The organism is Flavobacteriales bacterium (assembly GCA_025210805.1).
GTDB lineage: Bacteria > Bacteroidota > Bacteroidia > Flavobacteriales > CAJXXR01 > JAOAQX01.
In genome coordinates this window covers 16274-34234 of sequence record JAOAQX010000011.1, presented here as the reverse complement: position 1 = coordinate 34234, position 17961 = coordinate 16274, and the positions used below count along the sequence as shown (strand labels likewise).

Annotated in this window: 17 protein-coding genes; 4 read left to right on the top strand and 13 right to left on the bottom strand. The window is 36.1% G+C overall.

Going from position 1 to position 17961, the window contains the following annotated elements; all coding sequences use genetic code 11:
• Window positions 1–23: 23 nt before the first annotated feature.
• The 6 genes from N4A45_05710 to N4A45_05685 form a co-directional block, all read right to left on the bottom strand.
• Window positions 24–407 carry a hypothetical protein gene (locus tag N4A45_05710; GenBank protein MCT4664711.1) on the bottom strand — a complete coding sequence of 128 codons (384 nt, stop codon included), beginning with the start codon at window positions 405–407 and terminating at the stop codon, window positions 24–26.
• Window positions 408–512: 105 nt separating this feature from the next.
• Window positions 513–2612: a flotillin family protein gene (locus N4A45_05705; protein ID MCT4664710.1), complete on the bottom strand. Its 2100-nt coding sequence runs from the start codon at window positions 2610–2612 to the stop codon at window positions 513–515.
• A 21-nt stretch (window positions 2613–2633) separates the two neighbouring features.
• Window positions 2634–3350: a hypothetical protein gene (locus tag N4A45_05700; GenBank protein MCT4664709.1), complete on the bottom strand. Its 717-nt coding sequence runs from the start codon at window positions 3348–3350 to the stop codon at window positions 2634–2636.
• Between the two features lie 58 nt (window positions 3351–3408).
• Window positions 3409–4119 (bottom strand): PspA/IM30 family protein, encoded by a 711-nt coding sequence (locus tag N4A45_05695; GenBank protein ID MCT4664708.1) that lies wholly within the window; start codon window positions 4117–4119, stop codon window positions 3409–3411.
• Window positions 4120–4125: 6 nt separating this feature from the next.
• Window positions 4126–4527: a YbjN domain-containing protein gene (locus N4A45_05690; protein ID MCT4664707.1), complete on the bottom strand. Its 402-nt coding sequence runs from the start codon at window positions 4525–4527 to the stop codon at window positions 4126–4128.
• 471 nt (window positions 4528–4998) lie between these two features.
• Window positions 4999–5319 carry a heavy metal-binding domain-containing protein gene (locus tag N4A45_05685; protein MCT4664706.1) on the bottom strand — a complete coding sequence of 107 codons (321 nt, stop codon included), beginning with the start codon at window positions 5317–5319 and terminating at the stop codon, window positions 4999–5001.
• 157 nt (window positions 5320–5476) lie between these two features.
• On the opposite strand from N4A45_05685, the gene N4A45_05680 reads away from it, so the two are divergent.
• On the top strand, window positions 5477–6127 hold the full coding sequence (locus N4A45_05680; protein MCT4664705.1) for a helix-turn-helix domain-containing protein: 651 nt from the start codon (window positions 5477–5479) through the stop codon (window positions 6125–6127).
• A gap of 124 nt (window positions 6128–6251) precedes the next feature.
• Here the strand turns inward: N4A45_05680 and N4A45_05675 are convergent, their stop codons facing one another.
• From N4A45_05675 to N4A45_05645, 7 genes are all read right to left on the bottom strand, one after another.
• Complete coding sequence (locus N4A45_05675) at window positions 6252–7514, bottom strand: erythromycin esterase family protein (protein ID MCT4664704.1); 1263 nt, start codon at window positions 7512–7514, stop codon at window positions 6252–6254.
• 22 nt (window positions 7515–7536) lie between these two features.
• Complete coding sequence (locus tag N4A45_05670; protein MCT4664703.1) at window positions 7537–7932, bottom strand: TlpA family protein disulfide reductase; 396 nt, start codon at window positions 7930–7932, stop codon at window positions 7537–7539.
• 268 nt (window positions 7933–8200) lie between these two features.
• Window positions 8201–8416: a hypothetical protein gene (locus N4A45_05665; GenBank protein MCT4664702.1), complete on the bottom strand. Its 216-nt coding sequence runs from the start codon at window positions 8414–8416 to the stop codon at window positions 8201–8203.
• The gene (locus N4A45_05660; GenBank protein MCT4664701.1) at window positions 8413–9102 is read right to left on the bottom strand and encodes a T9SS type A sorting domain-containing protein; all 690 of its coding nucleotides are present in this window, start codon (window positions 9100–9102) and stop codon (window positions 8413–8415) included. The genes N4A45_05665 and N4A45_05660 overlap by 4 nt, the downstream gene beginning before the upstream one ends.
• Window positions 9099–9791, bottom strand: coding sequence for a T9SS type A sorting domain-containing protein (locus N4A45_05655; protein MCT4664700.1), 693 nt, complete (start codon window positions 9789–9791; stop codon window positions 9099–9101). Before N4A45_05655 ends, N4A45_05660 begins: the two co-directional genes overlap by 4 nt.
• A complete protein-coding gene (locus tag N4A45_05650; GenBank protein ID MCT4664699.1) occupies window positions 9781–11145 on the bottom strand; it encodes a glycoside hydrolase family 16 protein in 1365 nt (454 codons plus the stop codon). Before N4A45_05650 ends, N4A45_05655 begins: the two co-directional genes overlap by 11 nt.
• A 16-nt stretch (window positions 11146–11161) precedes the next feature.
• On the bottom strand, window positions 11162–12253 hold the full coding sequence (locus N4A45_05645; protein ID MCT4664698.1) for a tail fiber domain-containing protein: 1092 nt from the start codon (window positions 12251–12253) through the stop codon (window positions 11162–11164).
• A gap of 337 nt (window positions 12254–12590) precedes the next feature.
• Here N4A45_05645 and N4A45_05640 point away from each other — a divergent pair, with 337 nt between their 5' ends.
• The 3 genes from N4A45_05640 to N4A45_05630 all read left to right on the top strand — a co-directional run bounded on the left by N4A45_05640 (window position 12591) and on the right by N4A45_05630 (window position 17950).
• Window positions 12591–13340 (top strand): hypothetical protein, encoded by a 750-nt coding sequence (locus N4A45_05640; GenBank protein ID MCT4664697.1) that lies wholly within the window; start codon window positions 12591–12593, stop codon window positions 13338–13340.
• Window positions 13341–13598: 258 nt separating this feature from the next.
• Entirely contained in the window at window positions 13599–14825 is a 1227-nt protein-coding gene (locus N4A45_05635) for a c-type cytochrome (protein ID MCT4664696.1), read from the top strand.
• A gap of 20 nt (window positions 14826–14845) precedes the next feature.
• Window positions 14846–17950 carry a TAT-variant-translocated molybdopterin oxidoreductase gene (locus N4A45_05630; GenBank protein MCT4664695.1) on the top strand — a complete coding sequence of 1035 codons (3105 nt, stop codon included), beginning with the start codon at window positions 14846–14848 and terminating at the stop codon, window positions 17948–17950.
• Window positions 17951–17961: the final 11 nt, after the last annotated feature.

Sequence of the window (17961 nt, the reverse complement as noted above, 5' to 3'; positions counted from 1 at the left end):
TGTATTTCTAGTGTGGGGTAGGTTTATTTAATCTGACTTTTGATGATTTCTTGTGTAAAAAAATGGGCTCGTCTTGGAGTGATAAAGAGCTTGTCAAAAGACGGATGATAAGCTTCCGAAATAGTGGAATCTGTTGGGAGAAGTGCTGAATCTTTTTTCGAACTTATATACGAAATAGAATCAATGCGCTCCATAAATACGGGCTTTTTAGTTTCGGTAGAAGTTTGATCTGTAAGTAGGTATTCTTGTGAAAACAAAAGGCTGATCATCAAAACGCTTACCGCACTCATAATTAAGATGGGGAGCAGAGTATCTGCATTCCATCCAATATTCTTGGAGCTAAAAAGCATATAGAGAAAATAGGAAAATAATCCTGACAATATGCTGTATATGATGATAGTAAACATCCTTTTTATTGATAAAATTCCTGATAGGAGTTTTGTGTACCAAAAGCAATGTATCACTTTTGGTACAACTCCATTTTGTTGAAAAAACTAAACTATTTCTCTTGCTTAGGACAATTTATTTTGGTCCAAACCTAAAGCTTTCGCTAATCCTAATAATCCACTGATTCCTTGTTTTTCATCAGAAGAAGCTTCGCTTTGCAGTTTAAAAATAAGCTGGGCAATACTTAGGTTTTTAAGATCTTCTGAAGAGACTCCGTATTTGATTGCCATATCTCGTACTTTTTCTAAAAGATTTCCTTTTACGTCATCAGAACCTAAAATAGCGTCTTTTACATCGGTTACGGTTTCAGAATGTGCTACCAAACGATCGAATCCTTTGGCTCTAGTTACTTGCCCGATAATCTGGTCAAAGAACATGGTCTCTCCACCTACAATATCAATATTAGCAGCTTTTAGGGCTTCGGCAATTACCATAGCTTGTGCATCAGCAATTTCTTTTTGAATATTAATTTGTGCCAAGTCCACTTGAAGTTCTTTATCCAGTTTCAGTTTAAATTCTTCGTGTTCTCTACCTACACCATCAAATTTCTTCATGGCTTCTGCTTTTTCGTCTATTCCTACGGCTTCTGCAAAGGCTTTTTGTTTGATGATATCGGCCTCCGATTCTCCTTTTTGACGAATCACTTCTGCTTCTGCAAGACCTTGTTCCTTGAGTGCATCGGCTTTGGCTTTAATTCCGATAGCTTCCGCTAAGGCTTGTTTTTCTGTTACATTGGCTTCCACAAATCCTTGTCTTTCGCTGGCTTCTGCTTTGGCATGCATTACTTGAGCTTCCGAAATACCAATGGCAGCTTCTTCTTTGGCTCTCGCTTCGGCAATGGTTTTACGGGCATCTGCTTCTTTTACGGCAGCATCTTTTTGTGCCTGAGCTTCTATTTGCAGTTGTTCTGCTTTTTGTTTCGAAGCTTCTTTTTCGGCCTCAGCTACTTTTATTTGCTGAATCATATTTTCCTCGGCAGCTTTTTCTGCATGGGTAATCGCTACTTGTTTTTCTCTTTCGGCTTCCTTAAAAGCTTCCAGGTCTTTGATGTTTTCTTGTTCTTCTACAACTCCTTTTTCAAGCGCCACACGATCTCGGATTACGTCTTGGATATTTTTCTTTTCTACTTCCACTACTTTTTCCTTCTCGATCTGAGCGAGTGTAACTATGCGTTCTCTTTCGGTAGCTTCCAAAGCACGGTCTTTTTCCACTCTTTCGGTCTCGACAGCGTCTGTACGTTCTTTGTTTTTTTGAGCTACAATGATTTGGCGATCTTTGTTTTCTTCGGCAATAGCAATTTTCTCATCCGATGCAATTCGAGCATTTTCTGCTTTAAGCCTTTCTTCTGAAGCTACCTTGTCTATTTCAGCTTGTTCTCTAGCTTTAATATTGGCAATTTCACGAGCCTGTTGTTCTTCTTTTTCAGCCAGTTGTTTGTCGAGTTCCAAAATAGCTTCACGAGCTTCAACATCTTGCTTGCGGATGACTTTTTCTTCATCTCTTTTGATCAAATTGGCTTTTTTGTTTTGAATAGCCGTTAACTCGGTAATCTTTTTGATTCCCTCGGCATCCAAAATATTATCAGGTTTTAGATGTCCGATAGAAGTTTGTTCTAAATAATCGATGGCACAATCATCTAAAATATATCCATTTAGATCGGTTCCGATAATATTGATAATTTCGTCTCTAAACTCTCTACGAGCTTCGTAAAGTTCAATAAAATCGAATTTTTTTCCTACTGTTTTTAAGGCTTCCGAGAACTTGGCTTCAAAAAGTGCTTCTAAAGTAGCATGGCTTGAGGCACGGGTACACCCAATGGTTTGAGCTACCTTTTTGATATGCTCCACTTCATTGTTTACTCTTACAAAAAAGGCTACTTTGATATCCGCTCTCAGGTTGTCTTTACACAAAAGACCATCCGACGAAATACGTTCGATATCAATCTTTTTTACCGAAATATCCATGATTTCTACTTTGTGGAATACGGGAACTACATAAAGTCCTTTGTCCGTAGCTACTTTGGTTCCCCCGAAACCTGTTCTCACCAAGGCTTTTCCTTGTGGGATTTTTCGGTAGAACATGGCGATAATGGCGAAATATACAATCACCAAAAAGAGTATGACTCCTACTCCTATTCCTACAATGGATAAAATTTCATCTGTCATAGTGTTATTTTTAAGGTTTAATTAATTGGAATATGGTTTTACTAAATAAAAAGTTTTGGAGGAATCTTGAATAATGACCAAAATTTGTTGTCCGTATTCAATCTTCTGTCCTTCGAATGCTTTTACATTCAATATATAAGGGTTGCCTTCAATGATGAGTTCTGCCGTGCCGAGTTTTTCTCCCGAAATACTCGATTTGATATGTCCAAGCCTACCTTCAAAATTGATGGCTTGGTCACCATCTTTGTTGATGTTTTTAAAAAATGCTTTAAAAGGAATGGTGAACAATTTTGTGAGATACAAAGAAGGAATCAACAGAATAAAGAAAAGAATGAATCCAAAGGAATTGTCATAACTCCCCGTGATATAGGTGGATAAAAGCGTGGTAAACCACCAGAAGAAAATCCAACAGGTAAAAGTGAACATAAAAGGAAGTCCCACAAAATTGAAATGAATGAGTACTATTTGCCACCATTTGAGCTTTCTGGGAAGTCTTTTGGACAAAATATCTTCCTTGTTAATCTCAGTATTGGAAAGTTCTCCAAACTCAAAATCTTGTGTGGGAATTTGATGATTAATATCGGCATCAATATCTATATCAATATCTACGTCAACGTCGATATCTACATCCACATCCCAGTCCGTTCCCGTAAGCATAGAGATCACCCAATATAAAATTAGAATTATCAGTAAAATGGTGAGCGTCATATTGACTGGGGAGAATAAAATATCGATCATCTTTATTACTTTGTTTTAAGGTATTGTTTTGTGGAAAATTTACTATTGAACAGTAAACTTATTCATTTTCCGTCATTCCTAACTGATCTTTTAGTTTTTCTAGTTCAGTTTTTGCCGATTCTTTTTGCGTATCAATGGCTTTATCAATTTTTTTATCAATCGATTTTCCTTTTTCGGCAATGTCACCATAAGCTTCTGCCATGGCTTCTTCCTGAGCTACTTTTTCTTTCATGCGTTCTAACATTTCAACAGTAGAATCTTGATCGATTCTTGCCATTTCTTTGTTGATTTTTTTGGTTGCACTACTTACTTTTACACGAGCTTTAAGCGTTTTGAGTTCATTTTCCCATTTTTCGATGGTGCTTCTTAGCTCGCTGATATTTCCTTCCAAATTAGAAACAGATTGCGAAAGTTTGGTATGTTCTGTTTTGGCACCTTCGGCATGTTCTGTTTGCTGTTCCTTTTTTACTAAGGATTGAGTAGCCAAATTTTCGGCTTCAGCCATTTCCATTTCGCCTTGTTGTGCTTTTTTGAGCAGGAGTAAGGCTTTGGTTTGGTATTCCTCGGCTTTGGCAAGGTAACTTTCGTAGTCCTTATGGGCTCTTATTGTCGTAGCTTTTACTTCAGCAAGAGCTTCTAGGCTTTTTGCCAATTCTTCTTTCATATCACGGATACCTTGTTCCGTCATTTTTATCGGGTCTTCCATTTTATCAACGGCAGAGTTGGCTTCTGCTTGCCCGATTTTGAAAAGTCGTTTAAAAAAATTCATAATCTTTTATTTTTTTGATGAATACTTGAGTATCTCATTGGAATACTCGCTTAGTAGGAGACTTAATGAGTTGATGGAGGCTTCGAGTTCGTTTTGATCCAAATTTTCTAACTGAAGTGTATCTCTAAAAATCAGCTTCGTTTTAGATTCATCCAACACGAAGGCGCCATGTACCATGTCTCGGTTTTTTTTGAGCAATTCTGAATAGATTTCTGCCGTAGGGCTAGGAATGGTACAGAGGTATTGTTCCATAATCAAAATAGGATCTGCTAATCCTATGAGCAGATTTTTGATTCCCTCTGGTTCATTCTGTATCATCAGAATTCCATCTTTTTCATTTTGATAAGAAATATCGTATTTCAAATCAAGGAGGTAATTTTTTACTTTTAAGAAGCTATTGCTTTTCATATTTCGGTTAAAAAATTTTTGTTAAAGTAGTTATTTTGTATGATTTAAAGTTCAATTTACAGAAAATTAAATCAATTTTTGTTGTGTGTGTTCTCGATACAATTTCTTTTCCGTTTCTCTCCAAAGAAATCACTTGAAGTGACATACTCGATACAACCCTGTCAGTTCAGTCCCGATAATCTCGGGAGACCCATCGGGAAGTGGTTTTTGATGGAATGCAGTGGAGTCAAAAATTGTATCTCGATTTGTCAGTTCGAGTGGTTTTTGATGGAATGCAATGGAATCAAAAATTGTATCGAGAACTCATGGTAATAAAGTGAGTTTGTGGGGAAAAAATTTAGTTTAATATAATTCAGAAATTATTCTTTGTTCAGTAGTGATAATTAATCTGAGTATGCTCAATTAGGTTAATTAATACAGCTTTATAAATTAGTTTCAATTATTCGTCAAACTCACTATTCTGTTTTCCGTTTATCTTATAGAAACGGCTGTTCCACTTGCCGTGACCATCAGCATTCCACCACCATTTCCAACAGTTTCGTAGTCGAGGTCTATACCCACTACAGCATTGGCACCTAATTGTCTTGCCAATTCTTCCATTTCTTTGAGTGCAGTGTCTTTTGCTTCTCTCAAAACTTTTTCATAAGAGCCGCTTCTTCCTCCAACTACATCTCGGATCGAGGCGAAGAAATCTTTGAATATATTGGCTCCAATGATGGTTTCGCCCGTCACTATCCCATGGTATTGTACAATGTGTTTACCTTCAATAGAAGGAGTCGTAGTAAGTATCATTTCGTTATTTTTTTTTGTTTATGCAAATATTATTTGCGTTTATAATTCTACTTTTATGAGCTTTTTGTGCATTTTTATTTAAAATAAAACTATCTTTGCTCATATTGATAGCTCAAATATACAACTATTTTTTAATTATGCAAATAAAATTAGCAAAATGTCAACTTTTGGTAAGAACATAAAGAAAATTAGAAAGGCCAAAAATCTTAGTCAATTGGCTTTTGCCGAGCTTTTTGACCTCAAAAGACCTACTTTGGGTGCTTATGAGGAAGATCGTTCGATGCCGAAAATTGATACGGTGATACGTATTGCTAATCATTTTGGCATTTCTATCGATATTTTGTTGACACAGGAAGTAACTATTAATCAGTTGTCCAATATTACCGACGATTTATTGGTGCATGGACTATCTTCCATTTCGGTAGAGAATGAAGCCCCCGTGCTTTTTTCCAATTTATTACATGGAATTTCCATTTCGGATTGGCAGGAGAGCATCGAGCAATCTAAAAAAATGGTTTTCCCTTTTGCTCATTTTCCTTTTGATTTTGTTTTGAAGCTAGAAGCTTCTCTCGGGCAGTTTCAGTCTGGAGATTGGCTTTTTTGTACTTATCATCAGAACGATGATAGCACGGCTTGTTTGTATTTAAATGCGGAAGATGAATTGACTTTTTCGAAAGAACTAAGAGATGATGCCGTTTATATAAATGCTGTTTTGAGTATATCTATAGCTCAGGAGCAAGCCGAAGTGGCAGAGGAAAGTTTGGAAGAACGAGTAAAACGTTTGGAAGCTTTGATGAAAGGTTTGTAGAGTACTATTGTAAGCCCCCTTTGAAGGGCTTTGAAGGGGGATGTTCTACAACGGAATACTTCTAAAAAAAACTATGGATAAATAACACCGTTTTGAGATGTTTCATTTGGTGATAGATCTTCGTTTATTGTCTATTTTTTTGCTGATTGGTTGCAGCTTTCATATTTCTTTGGAAAAGTATGCCATCAAATCCTTTAAATAACTTTCCTTTTTTAGTGCCCAATACGGAGGATTCTATTTCCATATTTTTATAGGGCAAAGAAAGTGTTGAGGTATTCAGTAATCCATAGTACATGCTTTTGTTTTTGAGAAGCTCATATTCTAAACTAGTTTCATTTGCAGAGAATGTATCAACTTGACTCCTAAATACTGTGCCACTAGTTCCTTCTCCTTTTATCAGACCGAGAGAAAAAGATTCATTACCATATTTTTGATTGACATACATACCGAATAATTGGGCTCGCTGATACCAGTTTTTGTCTTCAGGTTTGTTGTATTCAAATTCACTGATATCTTTTGTGATATGGAAATTGGCTCCCCAAATGATAATCTTTTTATTCGGATACTGCTCTAGAATCCATTCTAGATTTGAGAACATTTGAGCATCTCTTTTTTCAATGGCTATGCTTTCGTTTTCGAAAGTATATTGATTTAGAATATAGTTTTTGTATTTGGGTAGATTAGATTCAATATTCGAAATTTGCTGAAGTATCATGGCTTGATGAGCAATATCCCATGTAATTACAGAGTCTTTAAGATTATTAATTCCTTTTTCAAAATCTATTAACTCATCTATACTAACCAAAGATTTGTTTTTAGTAGATTTAAACAATTGTGTTTGTATTTTGCGAAGAGCTTTCAATCTCTTCTTGTAATCTGGAGAAATCTCCACGTTTTTTATAATAAATGGATAGAAGTATGCTGCTGAATAGAAATCAAATATGGGTTCTATACCAAGAATATTCATCGATTGGTTTTTAGCTATTTCTTTTAATTGAGAAACTTCGTTGCTATTAGACCAAATATAGAACCAGCTTTGTTCTAACGTGGGAACACCAATTTTTTTATGAATAGGTAAGTTATTGTCTGCAAGGTATAAACTAAATAATGATCCACCTTCTAGTGCAAGTATTTCCCAATTATCATGTTTATTTAAATAGTCCACAATCTCTGACTTTAATTCGAAGGCTGAACCGTCTCCATGTCCAGTTTCGCCTAATAACAAAATTCTTTTTCCTTGTAAAGATTCTTGAATGTCTTCAAATAATTGTCGTTTCTCATTTCTTTGGTATGCCGTGAAATGTTTAGAAACTTTAGATAATTCACTTTCTGATCTTGTACAACTAAAGAGTGTTATGAGGCTTAGTAGTAAAGAAAGCTGTTTCATTATTAAAGTATTTATGTTTTTTTTACTCCAAAAAACTTTCCAAGTCTTTATTGGATATTATTTTGTGTATTCCATTCTCCACAAATAGGGTAGTGGGAAGTAAATTTATTCCAATATCCGCATTTTTTCCTTGATGTTTTAAAAAATGGAGTTCGGAAATATCTTCTCGATGCTGCAAGAATGTTTTTAATAAGTCTGTTTTTTCATCTGAAATCATGATTATTTCTAAAGATTCATTGCTTTGAGCAATCTCATTGAGTAAAGGAAATTTCTCAATACACGGAGAGCAGTAAGTCGCCCAAAATGACACGATATACGTTTTGGTTTTAAGATCTTGATAAGAAAATGGACTCCCATCCAAATATTCTAGTTTAACGTAAGTTCGATGTAAGGGATTAATTTTAATACTTGATTTCAATATGTTATTTGAGTTTTATAAAGTATCGAATAGGTAATTTTAAAATCGACCTATTTTTAAGGATTACGGAAATCACGGTAAAACTTTAGTAAAACCCCTTAGCTCCAGAGGCTTCTGGAGATCCAGGGGTTGCACTTAAGTTTTACAAAGGTTTTTGTGATTCTTAAAAATAAGTCTTGAACTTTTTTTGTTTCTTTTTTTGCTTCAAGGCAAAAGAAAGAAAATCAAAGCGATAGCGTCGAAGTGTAGCTCGATTCTTACGTCGAACTCACGTTAGTTTAGCTTCAATATCTAGGTTGATTTCCCCTTGTTTATACTCGGTAAGGAAATCTGAAAGGTTGATATCCTTTGGAATTTCTTTTTTGCTCGGTTTTGTTTGAGTTTTTAGGGGGTTCTGTATGTCCTTTTCGTCTTTATTGTTCAAAATATAATATCCGATGAATAATAGGATGACAGTTGAAAGCAAGATTATTGTTCTTTTCATATTTTAATAAATTTCTGATGAAAAACCCTTCCAAAGGAAGCTATTTTGATATAATAGATCCCTTTGGGTAGGTCCAATACATCTACCTGTAGCCAGTTTTTATGGTACTTTTCTATAAAAGTTTTCACTCTTTGCCCTCTGCTATTAAAGATATGAATATCCATCGCCTCTAGGTTTTCTTCTGTACGGATATTGAGCAGTTCTTTGGCTGGGTTAGGATATACTTGAATAGCGAGCATATTTTCCAACTCTGTTGTTCCTATTTCGTACATCTTTTTCCCGATAAATCTTAAAGAGTATGGGGTTCCACTTGGAGGAGGGCCTGGAATGAATTCATTATTAGCCCAAAGACTGTCTTTTCCATAAAACCAACTAAACTTATAATAGTTGGGGTCATTTTCTTGATAATTAAAATCTGCAAAGCAAAAATCATAAGATGTATAAAGATATATTGTAGCATTACCCCAAGGGGTAACGGTTTCACTAATAATACAGGTTGTAGTGTCCAATTTGTCCACTGTGACTACCCAATTCTTAGAAGTCAGAAGCCATTCATTTGAATAGGCATTGGTTTTTTTGAAACGATCCCCAACATAAACACCCAAAAGCGAATCCGGTGTTATTTGAGCGTAGGAATCGTGAATTGCTATACTCAAAAGAAGAAGGATTAAAAAAATATGTTTCATATCTTAATAAATTTCTGATGAAATACCCTTCCAAAGGAAGTTATTTTGATATAATAAATTCCTTTGGGAAGATCTAAAACATCTACCTGTAGCCAGTTTTTATGGTACTTTTCTATAAAAGTTTTCACTCTTTGCCCTCTGCTATTAAAGATATGAATATCCACCGCCTGTATATCTTCTTCTGTACGGATATTGAGTAGTTCTTTGGCTGGGTTAGGATATACTTGAATAGCAAGCATGTTTTCCAGCTCTGTTGTTCCTATTTCATACATCTTTTTCCCGATAAATCTTGTGGAATATGGAGTTCCTGTAGGTGGTGGACCTGGAATGAATTCATTATTGCCCCATAGACTGTCTTTTCCGTAAAATCTATTAAATCTATAGTAGTCGGGATTGTTTTCTTGATACTCAAAATCTGAATTACAAAAATCATAAGGAGTAGTGAAAACAAATGGCTGACTCCCAGATGGAGTGATGCTTTTATTTGAAAGACAATTTAGTGTATCTAAATCCTTGATGGGTACAGTCCAATTCTCAGAAACGATATACCAATTGTCAGAATTAGCATTATGATTATTATAGTACTTCCCAACATAAACACCCAAAAGCGAATCCGGTGTTATTTGAGCGTAGGAATTGTGAATTGCTATACTCAAAAGAAGAAGAATTAATGATAAATTAGTTTTCATCGGATAGAAATTTTATTTTAGAATATAGAGGGGGTTCCACTGTGGTGTCGGGTTCTATTTTTGGTATAAGGTCATAAGGCTCACAAATATGTGTTCCAAAAATGGTGGTTGCCTGAGGTTTTAATTCCACCTGATTGTGAAATACGATATCCTCAGCGCTCATAAAAGTGACTTCTTCCGAATTATCGAGATTTAGTTGGCAACCTAGCCCTCCAAATTCAATATTTTTATAGAGTTGTTCATCATAAGTGCTTGCATCAAAAACAGAACAATACTGTTTGGATATTTCACAAGCTTGTTTTAGCTGATATACCCTCACATAGTCTAGTTCATATACATAAGGGAATGCAGTTCCGTTGGTGCTTAGTGTGTCAAAATCGATTCCAAAATTTCTATTGGGAGAATAGATATCTATCCAAAGAGGCATAGGAACGAGGGAGTCTGTTGGCATAGATATTTCTTGCTCAAAGTCTCTGATTTTTACTCCGTCCAGATAAAATTCTATTTCGGACGAAGTCCAAAGCATACCAGCTGTGTGCCATTCGTTTGAGCTGATATAGCCATGTCTTCCTGTTTTAGAGATATGACTACTAGCACTACCTATTGGTCTATAATGCACATTGGTAGTATAAAGATTGCTTAGATTGTTCTCTTGGTCATAGCCAATTTCAAAAATATCGATCTCACTCCAGTGATTTTCGTACCCGAAATTTGATCCATCTTTATCAGCACTATAGAGCCAAAAATTGGGTCCAAACCCAATATGTCTTTTGGGGGCAGTAGGGGGCGGAGGAAGGCGAAAACGGATTTCAAAATAGCCATATTTAAAGCTTTTTTTGGAAAAGAGCATTCCTGTAGTGTACTTATAAGGTAAATATCGGCTACTTACAAAGCATCTATACCCAGTAGAGGATGAAATATCTTCCCCAGGGCCATATACCATATCATCACAAGAATCACCGTCTATGGTTATTCCATTGGCGTAGCATGGTGCCCAAACCCAGATATTACCATCGTAATTTTCTTTTCGGGTATATAGTTTTACCGTACCATTAGAGACCTTGCAGTTTGTGGTATCTGGTCGGTAATCGGTTGTTTGGTCTCTCCATTTATGATAAGCCAGTTCATATATTTTTTTAATTGTTCCATCATCGTAATAGTCAATGAATAGATTAGTAGCGGTGTTCCATGGTGTTTTTTGTTCCCATTTGTCTGTATTGATGAGACTATCACTAAATTCATCATTAAAAACTAGATGATAATTCTCCCCTATAGGTAAACTCTGTGCTACTGTCCCTGACGAAGTGGAGAGTAGTAGCACAAACAATAATATGTGTATCTTCAGTGGTTTCATATCCTATACTTTAGAATTAGTGAATGATGAGCATTAGCTTGGAATCAACCACATAATCATCAACTATCAGGACATAGTGATAAGTTCCGGCAGGCAACGATGAGGCATCCAAAGTATAGGTTCCTGCTCCTGTGGAGTATATATCATATTCGTCTTTTTGTTGTCCCCAAAAATCATAAACGACTATTTGGGCTTCAGTGAAAGCAGACTGAATATCATAGGAGATAGAGGTTGTGGCATTAAAGGGATTTGGAGTGTTTTGTCCTAAACTGGCAGTAATTCCTTTTTCATTGATAATATCGGTATTGATACTTTCTACTAAATCATTCAGCCTGTTGACTTCAGATTTTAGACTCTCAATGATTTGTTGCTGTTCTTGTATCCCTTTGACTAAAACAGGGATGATTTCTGTATAATTTACACCTTCTATACCTTGAATTTGAGAAACAATATTAGGGAAAACGGTATCTATCTCTTCTGCAATAAAACCAAAATGTTTAGGCTCTGTAGCCTCAGGTAAACTTCTATTTTTTTCGGCTTGAAGAGTTGCGTTTTTAACAGGGTCGCTATCAGATAGAGGTAAAGAGTCTCCAGGTGAAACGGTCAAATCATAATGATAACTAACGGGTCTCATTTTCATAATACTGGACAACCCATGATCTAGGCTATTAATGTTCTTTTTCATGCTCTGCCCACTCCATACATAATTCCCATGAGATATAGTGTTACCTCGTACTTGGAGACGAAAGTTGCTTTGCGTACTGTAGGTGGACCACCAGAGAAAAGAACCTGTTGCGACTTGTTGGACATAGCCTTCATTGGGTTTCATATTGATTCCTACAAAACCAGCATCGTGGATAAACATTTTATAATTTCCAGAATGCCAAGAATTCCAAGGTTTCCAAAAATTAAGTCCATGATTCCAATGTTCGATAGACCATGATCCATTATTGTTATTTGGGTCTTCTCCAATACCAAAGGTGAGATACCTATAATTACTATATCCAAGTTGAATGGCGGCATCGTTCCTAATTTTGAATGCTCCAACTTGAGCAATCATACTCGTACAGTAGAATAGAAATGTGGTGATAAAAAATAGCTTTTTCATAAGTAAATAAATTTAGGTTAATTATTCGTGTATTCCGAAATGGAATGAACTAATTCAGGTACAAGTTACTAAATCTATGTTAAATATAAGATTGAAGCGTTGATTTTTAATAATATAGATTTTCACCAATACATTATTTCTGTACAAAGAATTCACATCACAAAAAGTCGTGACAGGCTATAATAGTCGGTTAAACAGGTAGGGTGATTGCTTTGATTTTTTTTTTTTTTTTTTACAGGATAACTATCTAGAAATATAAGCTCCACAAACATAAAAACCAAAAATAAACTCATTTTTACTGAGGTATTTTTATCTTTAAGCCTAAAATTATTTGATTATGATGCTTACAAAACGGCTTTTTGTACTTTTTATTTTAATGAGTTTTTTTTCTTGCGATTCAGTGCCAGATCTTTATAAGGATAATCAGGAGGTGATAAAAGACAGTGGAGCGCCTAACAAAGCCAATGAGGATAACACTGTTTTTCCATCTGGAAAAAAGTACACTTATAATATTTGGATTCAAGATGCAAATAAAGTGAAAAGTCAAATTGTGATAGTATGGGATGCGACTAAAAAACAATTCGATTGGAGAAAAGAAAGAAAAGGAGACAGAGCCGAAGGTATAGAAAATATATACCCGATAGATAAAGTGGTTTTGGTGAGTCATGAGAATACAGAACATACAAATACGCTCAATACGGAAGTTCGGTGGGAATTCTGGAATAGACCACATGGAAAACTAGGGATCTCTGAAAAACACCATGTTTTTGAGGACAAGGAGGCGTTAAATATGGAATTCCCTCAAGCCTATTTTATGGAAGAATTTTCTAAAATTCCCCCTCCCAATGCTTCAAAGAACATATTTGTTGGTCAGAAATGGGAATACCAAGGAGTAAAATTTCAAACCACAGCACAAGTGTATCGAAATACTTTTTATGGAAAAAAGCTTGTTTTTCTTTTACAAGGGACGAATAAGTTTGGAAAAGGAAAATATACCTATCATCCTAAATACGGATTTCTAAAAATGGAAATGAAAAATAGAAGCGGAAATACCCTAGTTTTGGAATTAGTGGGAAGAGAGAACTAGTGCTAAAACCCCCTTAATCAATTCATTTGTGAAGCCGAATTTTCATTATTGAAAAAAAACTTAAAAACTATCTTATTTAGAATCGTTTTAAACTGCAAAAAAAAAGGTTTCTTAATAAAAGTTAAAGCAATGAAAATTTTATTTTTGCAAGTGATGGAAGAACCTTAGATCTGAGAGGAAAGCGCTATAAATCACGTAGTTAATTGATTATCAGGTGTTAAGGCTTAGTTGAATTAAGATAAACTGACTCAAAAAGTAATGACAAAATTGAAGTCTTTACAACTGCTAGTTTTTGCTGTGGTATTCACAGGGTTCTCATTTTTAATGAGTACGCCTGCTAATGCCCAAGATGCAGCCAAAGGAGAGGAGCTTTTTAAAGCGAATTGTGCGGCTTGTCACGCCTTAAACAAAAAACTAGTAGGTCCCGCTCTTTCTGGAGTTACAGAAAAGAGGGAAAAAGAATGGCTCGTTAGCTGGATTAGAAACTCACAAGATATGATCAAAGCAGGAGATCCTGATGCGGTTGCTATCTTCGAAGAGTACAATAAGTCACCGATGACGGCATTTGCTCACTTCTCAGACGAGCAAATAAACGATGTATTGGCTTATATCGAAAATCCACCAGTAAAGAAACAAGAAGCAGCTGCTACTACCAACGGTGGTGCAGTGGAAGAAGACAACGGAAGTGGCGGAATAATTGCCATTATCGCTGCTTTGGTAATCTTGTTGGCAAGTTTTATGGCGGCTGTAAAGGCTAAAAACGCTGTAAAAGAAGCAATGGATGACGAAACACCAACGATGCTCAATCAAGTGAAAGCTTGGCTGAAAAGAAATCCAGGTGTTACCATTGTAATTGTTTCAGTTTTGGTTATTTTAGGAGTAAAAGATACTTGGGAAGGCGTTTTTGATACCATTGGGGTAGCCCAAGGATATCAGCCAGAACAGCCCATAGCTTTCTCACACAAAATTCACGCTGGAGATAATGGAATCGACTGTAATTACTGTCACTCGGGTGCTCGTCACTCAAAAACGGCAGGAATTCCTTCTGCTAATGTTTGTATGAATTGTCATACTTATATTAACGAAGGAACAAACACAGGAACCAAAGAAATCAGTAAGATTTACGAAGCAATAGGATACGACCCTGAAGTACGTTCATATAAAGAAAACTATGATCAAAAGCCAATTGAATGGGTGAAAATCCACAATTTGCCAGATTTATCATATTTCAACCACTCTCAGCACGTAAGCGCAGGAGGAATTGAATGTCAAACATGTCACGGTCCTATCGAGACTATGGAAGAAGTAAAACAACATGCCCCACTTACTATGGGATGGTGTGTTGAGTGTCATAGAAAGACAGAAATCAATACGGATAACCCTTATTACGAAAACCTCAATAAGCGTTGGGCAGAAAAATTCCATGGAGAGAAGATGACTGTCGATAAAATTGGTGGTTTAGAATGTGGAAAATGTCACTACTAATTTCCTAATTACTAAAAAAAATGGCTAGTAAAAAAATATATTATTCAAGTATTCAGGAGTTAGAAAAACATCCTGCAATCGAGGAAATACAGTCAAGAGAGTTTCAAGAATCTCCTGAGGAAACAACGGAAAAGGTAGAAGAATCATCAACATCAAGACGTGATTTCTTGAAGTTTGTAGGATTTAGTACCGCTGCGGCAACAATTGCTTCATGTGAAGCTCCTGTTTACAAGGCAATTCCTTATGTTGTAAAACCAGAAGAAGTAGTTGCTGGAGAAGCCAACTGGTATGCATCTACTTACTTTGATGGACATGACTACGCATCTGTTTTAGTAAAAAACAGAGAAGGTCGTCCTATTTTCTTAAAAGCAAACCCAGATGCAGCCTACGGAAAAGGTCTTTCGGCTCGTGTGATGGGATCACTACTTTCTTTGTATGATTCAGGAAGAGTAATTAACCCAATGAAAGGGGGAGAAGACTCAAACTGGGAAACAGTTGACAAAGAAATATCTTCAAAACTAAAAGCACTTTCTGCCGATAAAAGAATGGTATTGATGACTTCAACAATCATCTCACCATCAATAAAAGCAGTTATTGAAAAATACAAAACAACTTATACAAACTTTTCGCATGTAACCTACGATGCTGTTTCTTACAGTGCCATGCTAGATGCAAACAAAGAAATGTTTGGAAAAAGAGTTTTACCTACTTATAAGTTTGATAAAGCAGATATCATCGTTTCTTTCGGAGCCGATTTTATCCAAGACTGGACAGAAAATGAATTTGGTGCCGATTATGCCAAAGGAAGAAATCCAGAGTCAGGAAGAATGAATAAGCATTACCAGTTTGAGGCAAATATGTCTCTAACAGGTTCCAATGCCGATTATAGATTCCCAATCAAACCATCACAAGAAGGACTTTTACTTTTGAACTTGTACAATATGCTTGCTCAAAAAGCAGGTGCTCAAACCTACAGTTCAAAAAAATCTAATCTTGATGAGCAACTAAAAACTGTAGCCAATGAACTTTGGGTAGCCAAAGGGAAATCATTGGTTGTTTCTGGTTCAAGTGATAAAAATATCCAAATGGTAGTCAATAAGATCAACGAATTGATTGCTTCTTATGGATCTACTATTGATATGGACAATGTATCTTTCCAAAGACAAGGAAATGACGCAGATGTTGCTCAACTTATCAAAGATATGAACGCTGGAAAAGTTGGAGCTTTAATGCTTCACAATGTAAACCCAGCTTACACACTTCCATCGAGCCTTAAATTTGCAGATGCTATTAAAAAAGTAGCACTCACTGTTTCTTTTACATTAAAAGAAAACGAAACTACAGCTTTGTGTGAGTATATCACTCCAGATAATCATTTGTTTGAATCTTGGGGAGATGCACAACCAACAAAAAACTATATTGGATTAATCCAACCTACTATTTCACCATTATTTGATACACGCCAATGGAATGTATCATTATTGAAATGGTTAGGTGAAGAGACTGATGCCTACACAGCCCTAAAAACTTATTGGGATACCAATTTGTTAAACGGACAAAGCTGGAATCAATGTCTTCATGATGGTTTCTTAGCAGATACGAAAGCGGCAGCTGTTCTTCCAACAGAAGAAGCACCAGTAGTAGCAGCAGAAACAGAAACACCAGAAACGGCAACTTCATCAGCTGTTGATTTTATGGCTATTGCCAATGCGATTAAGGCTAATGCAGGAAAAGCTTCTGGACTTGAAATGACTCTTTATACAAAGTCTGGTATCGGAAACGGAAGTCATGCTGACAACCCTTGGTTACAGGAACTTCCAGATCCAATTTCTAAAGCAACTTGGGACAACTACCTTACGGTAAACGCTTCAGATGCTAAAGAATGGGGACTTGAAAACGAAATGCAATCAAACGGATCTATCAACGGAGCTTATGTAACATTGAGCAACGGATCTACAACTATTGAAAAAGTACCAGTACTTGTTCAACCAGGACAAGCAAGAGGTACAGTAGGATTGGCTGTAGGATATGGTAGAACCCATGCAGGTAAAGAAGTATTTAATTTTGGAATCAATGCTTATGAGTTGTACAACAACTTCTCATTGACAAGCGATAACTTCAAAATTGAAAAAACTTCTGGAGCAAGTGGAGGTCACGAATTTGCCCTTACACAAGTTGCTTCAACTGCTATGGATCGTTCGGAAATCATCAAAGAAACTACTTTTGCTGAATTCCAAAAAGACCCAACTGCTGGAACCGATCATATTTTCCTTGATACTCATAAAGGAAAGAAGCATGTAGAAAAAGTAACCCTTTGGCAAGAATTTGAAAGAGATGTACATTTCTGGAATTTGAGCATCGACCTTACAAAATGTAATGGTTGTGCAGCCTGTGTGGTAGCTTGTCATGCAGAAAACAATGTACCAGTTGTAGGAAAAGAAGAAATAAGAGTAGGACGTGAGATGCACTGGTTGCGTATCGACCGTTATTACTCATCTGATACAACAAAAGAAAATGCCAATACAGATGGATTGATGGATGTAATTGACATGTATTTAGACATGGAAATTCCTTCAGAAACTCCACAAGTGGTATTCCAACCAACAATGTGTCAGCACTGTAATCATGCTCCATGTGAGAATGTATGTCCAGTAGCTGCAACTTCACACTCACGTGAAGGGTTGAACCACATGGCTTATAACCGTTGTATCGGAACAAGATATTGTGCAAACAACTGTCCTTACAAAGTAAGACGTTTCAACTGGTTCCAATACTCACAAAATGATGATTTCGATTTCGTAATGAATGACGAATACTCAAGAATGGTATTGAACCCAGATGTAGTTGTAAGATCTAGAGGAGTTATTGAAAAATGTTCTATGTGTGTACACATGATCCAAAAGACAAAACTAGACGCCAAGAAAGCAGGTCGTCAAGTGAAGGATCACGAAGCACAAACCGCTTGTACTTTAGCGTGTGACACAGGAGCAATGGTGTTTGGAGATTCAATGAACAAAGACCACGAAGTGGCAGAGTTGAAAGAATCACCAAGAGCTTATCACTCTCTAGAACAATTGAACACACAGCCATCTGTGTGGTATCAAACAAAAGTAAGAAACCTATAATTTTAGCGATA

Bases quoted from the DNA above. Each gene is read 5' to 3' on its own strand.
- N4A45_05710 (MCT4664711.1), bottom strand. From the start codon at position 407: ATGTTTACTATCATCATATACAGCATATTGTCAGGATTATTTTCCTAT.
- N4A45_05705 (MCT4664710.1), bottom strand. From the start codon at position 2,612: ATGACAGATGAAATTTTATCCATTGTAGGAATAGGAGTAGGAGTCATA.
- N4A45_05700 (MCT4664709.1), bottom strand. From the start codon at position 3,350: ATGATCGATATTTTATTCTCCCCAGTCAATATGACGCTCACCATTTTA.
- N4A45_05695 (MCT4664708.1), bottom strand. From the start codon at position 4,119: ATGAATTTTTTTAAACGACTTTTCAAAATCGGGCAAGCAGAAGCCAAC.
- N4A45_05690 (MCT4664707.1), bottom strand. From the start codon at position 4,527: ATGAAAAGCAATAGCTTCTTAAAAGTAAAAAATTACCTCCTTGATTTG.
- N4A45_05685 (MCT4664706.1), bottom strand. From the start codon at position 5,319: ATGATACTTACTACGACTCCTTCTATTGAAGGTAAACACATTGTACAA.
- N4A45_05680 (MCT4664705.1), top strand. From the start codon at position 5,477: ATGTCAACTTTTGGTAAGAACATAAAGAAAATTAGAAAGGCCAAAAAT.
- N4A45_05675 (MCT4664704.1), bottom strand. From the start codon at position 7,514: ATGAAACAGCTTTCTTTACTACTAAGCCTCATAACACTCTTTAGTTGT.
- N4A45_05665 (MCT4664702.1), bottom strand. From the start codon at position 8,416: ATGAAAAGAACAATAATCTTGCTTTCAACTGTCATCCTATTATTCATC.
- N4A45_05660 (MCT4664701.1), bottom strand. From the start codon at position 9,102: ATGAAACATATTTTTTTAATCCTTCTTCTTTTGAGTATAGCAATTCAC.
- N4A45_05655 (MCT4664700.1), bottom strand. From the start codon at position 9,791: ATGAAAACTAATTTATCATTAATTCTTCTTCTTTTGAGTATAGCAATT.
- N4A45_05650 (MCT4664699.1), bottom strand. From the start codon at position 11,145: ATGAAACCACTGAAGATACACATATTATTGTTTGTGCTACTACTCTCC.
- N4A45_05645 (MCT4664698.1), bottom strand. From the start codon at position 12,253: ATGAAAAAGCTATTTTTTATCACCACATTTCTATTCTACTGTACGAGT.
- N4A45_05640 (MCT4664697.1), top strand. From the start codon at position 12,591: ATGATGCTTACAAAACGGCTTTTTGTACTTTTTATTTTAATGAGTTTT.
- N4A45_05635 (MCT4664696.1), top strand. From the start codon at position 13,599: ATGACAAAATTGAAGTCTTTACAACTGCTAGTTTTTGCTGTGGTATTC.
- N4A45_05630 (MCT4664695.1), top strand. From the start codon at position 14,846: ATGGCTAGTAAAAAAATATATTATTCAAGTATTCAGGAGTTAGAAAAA.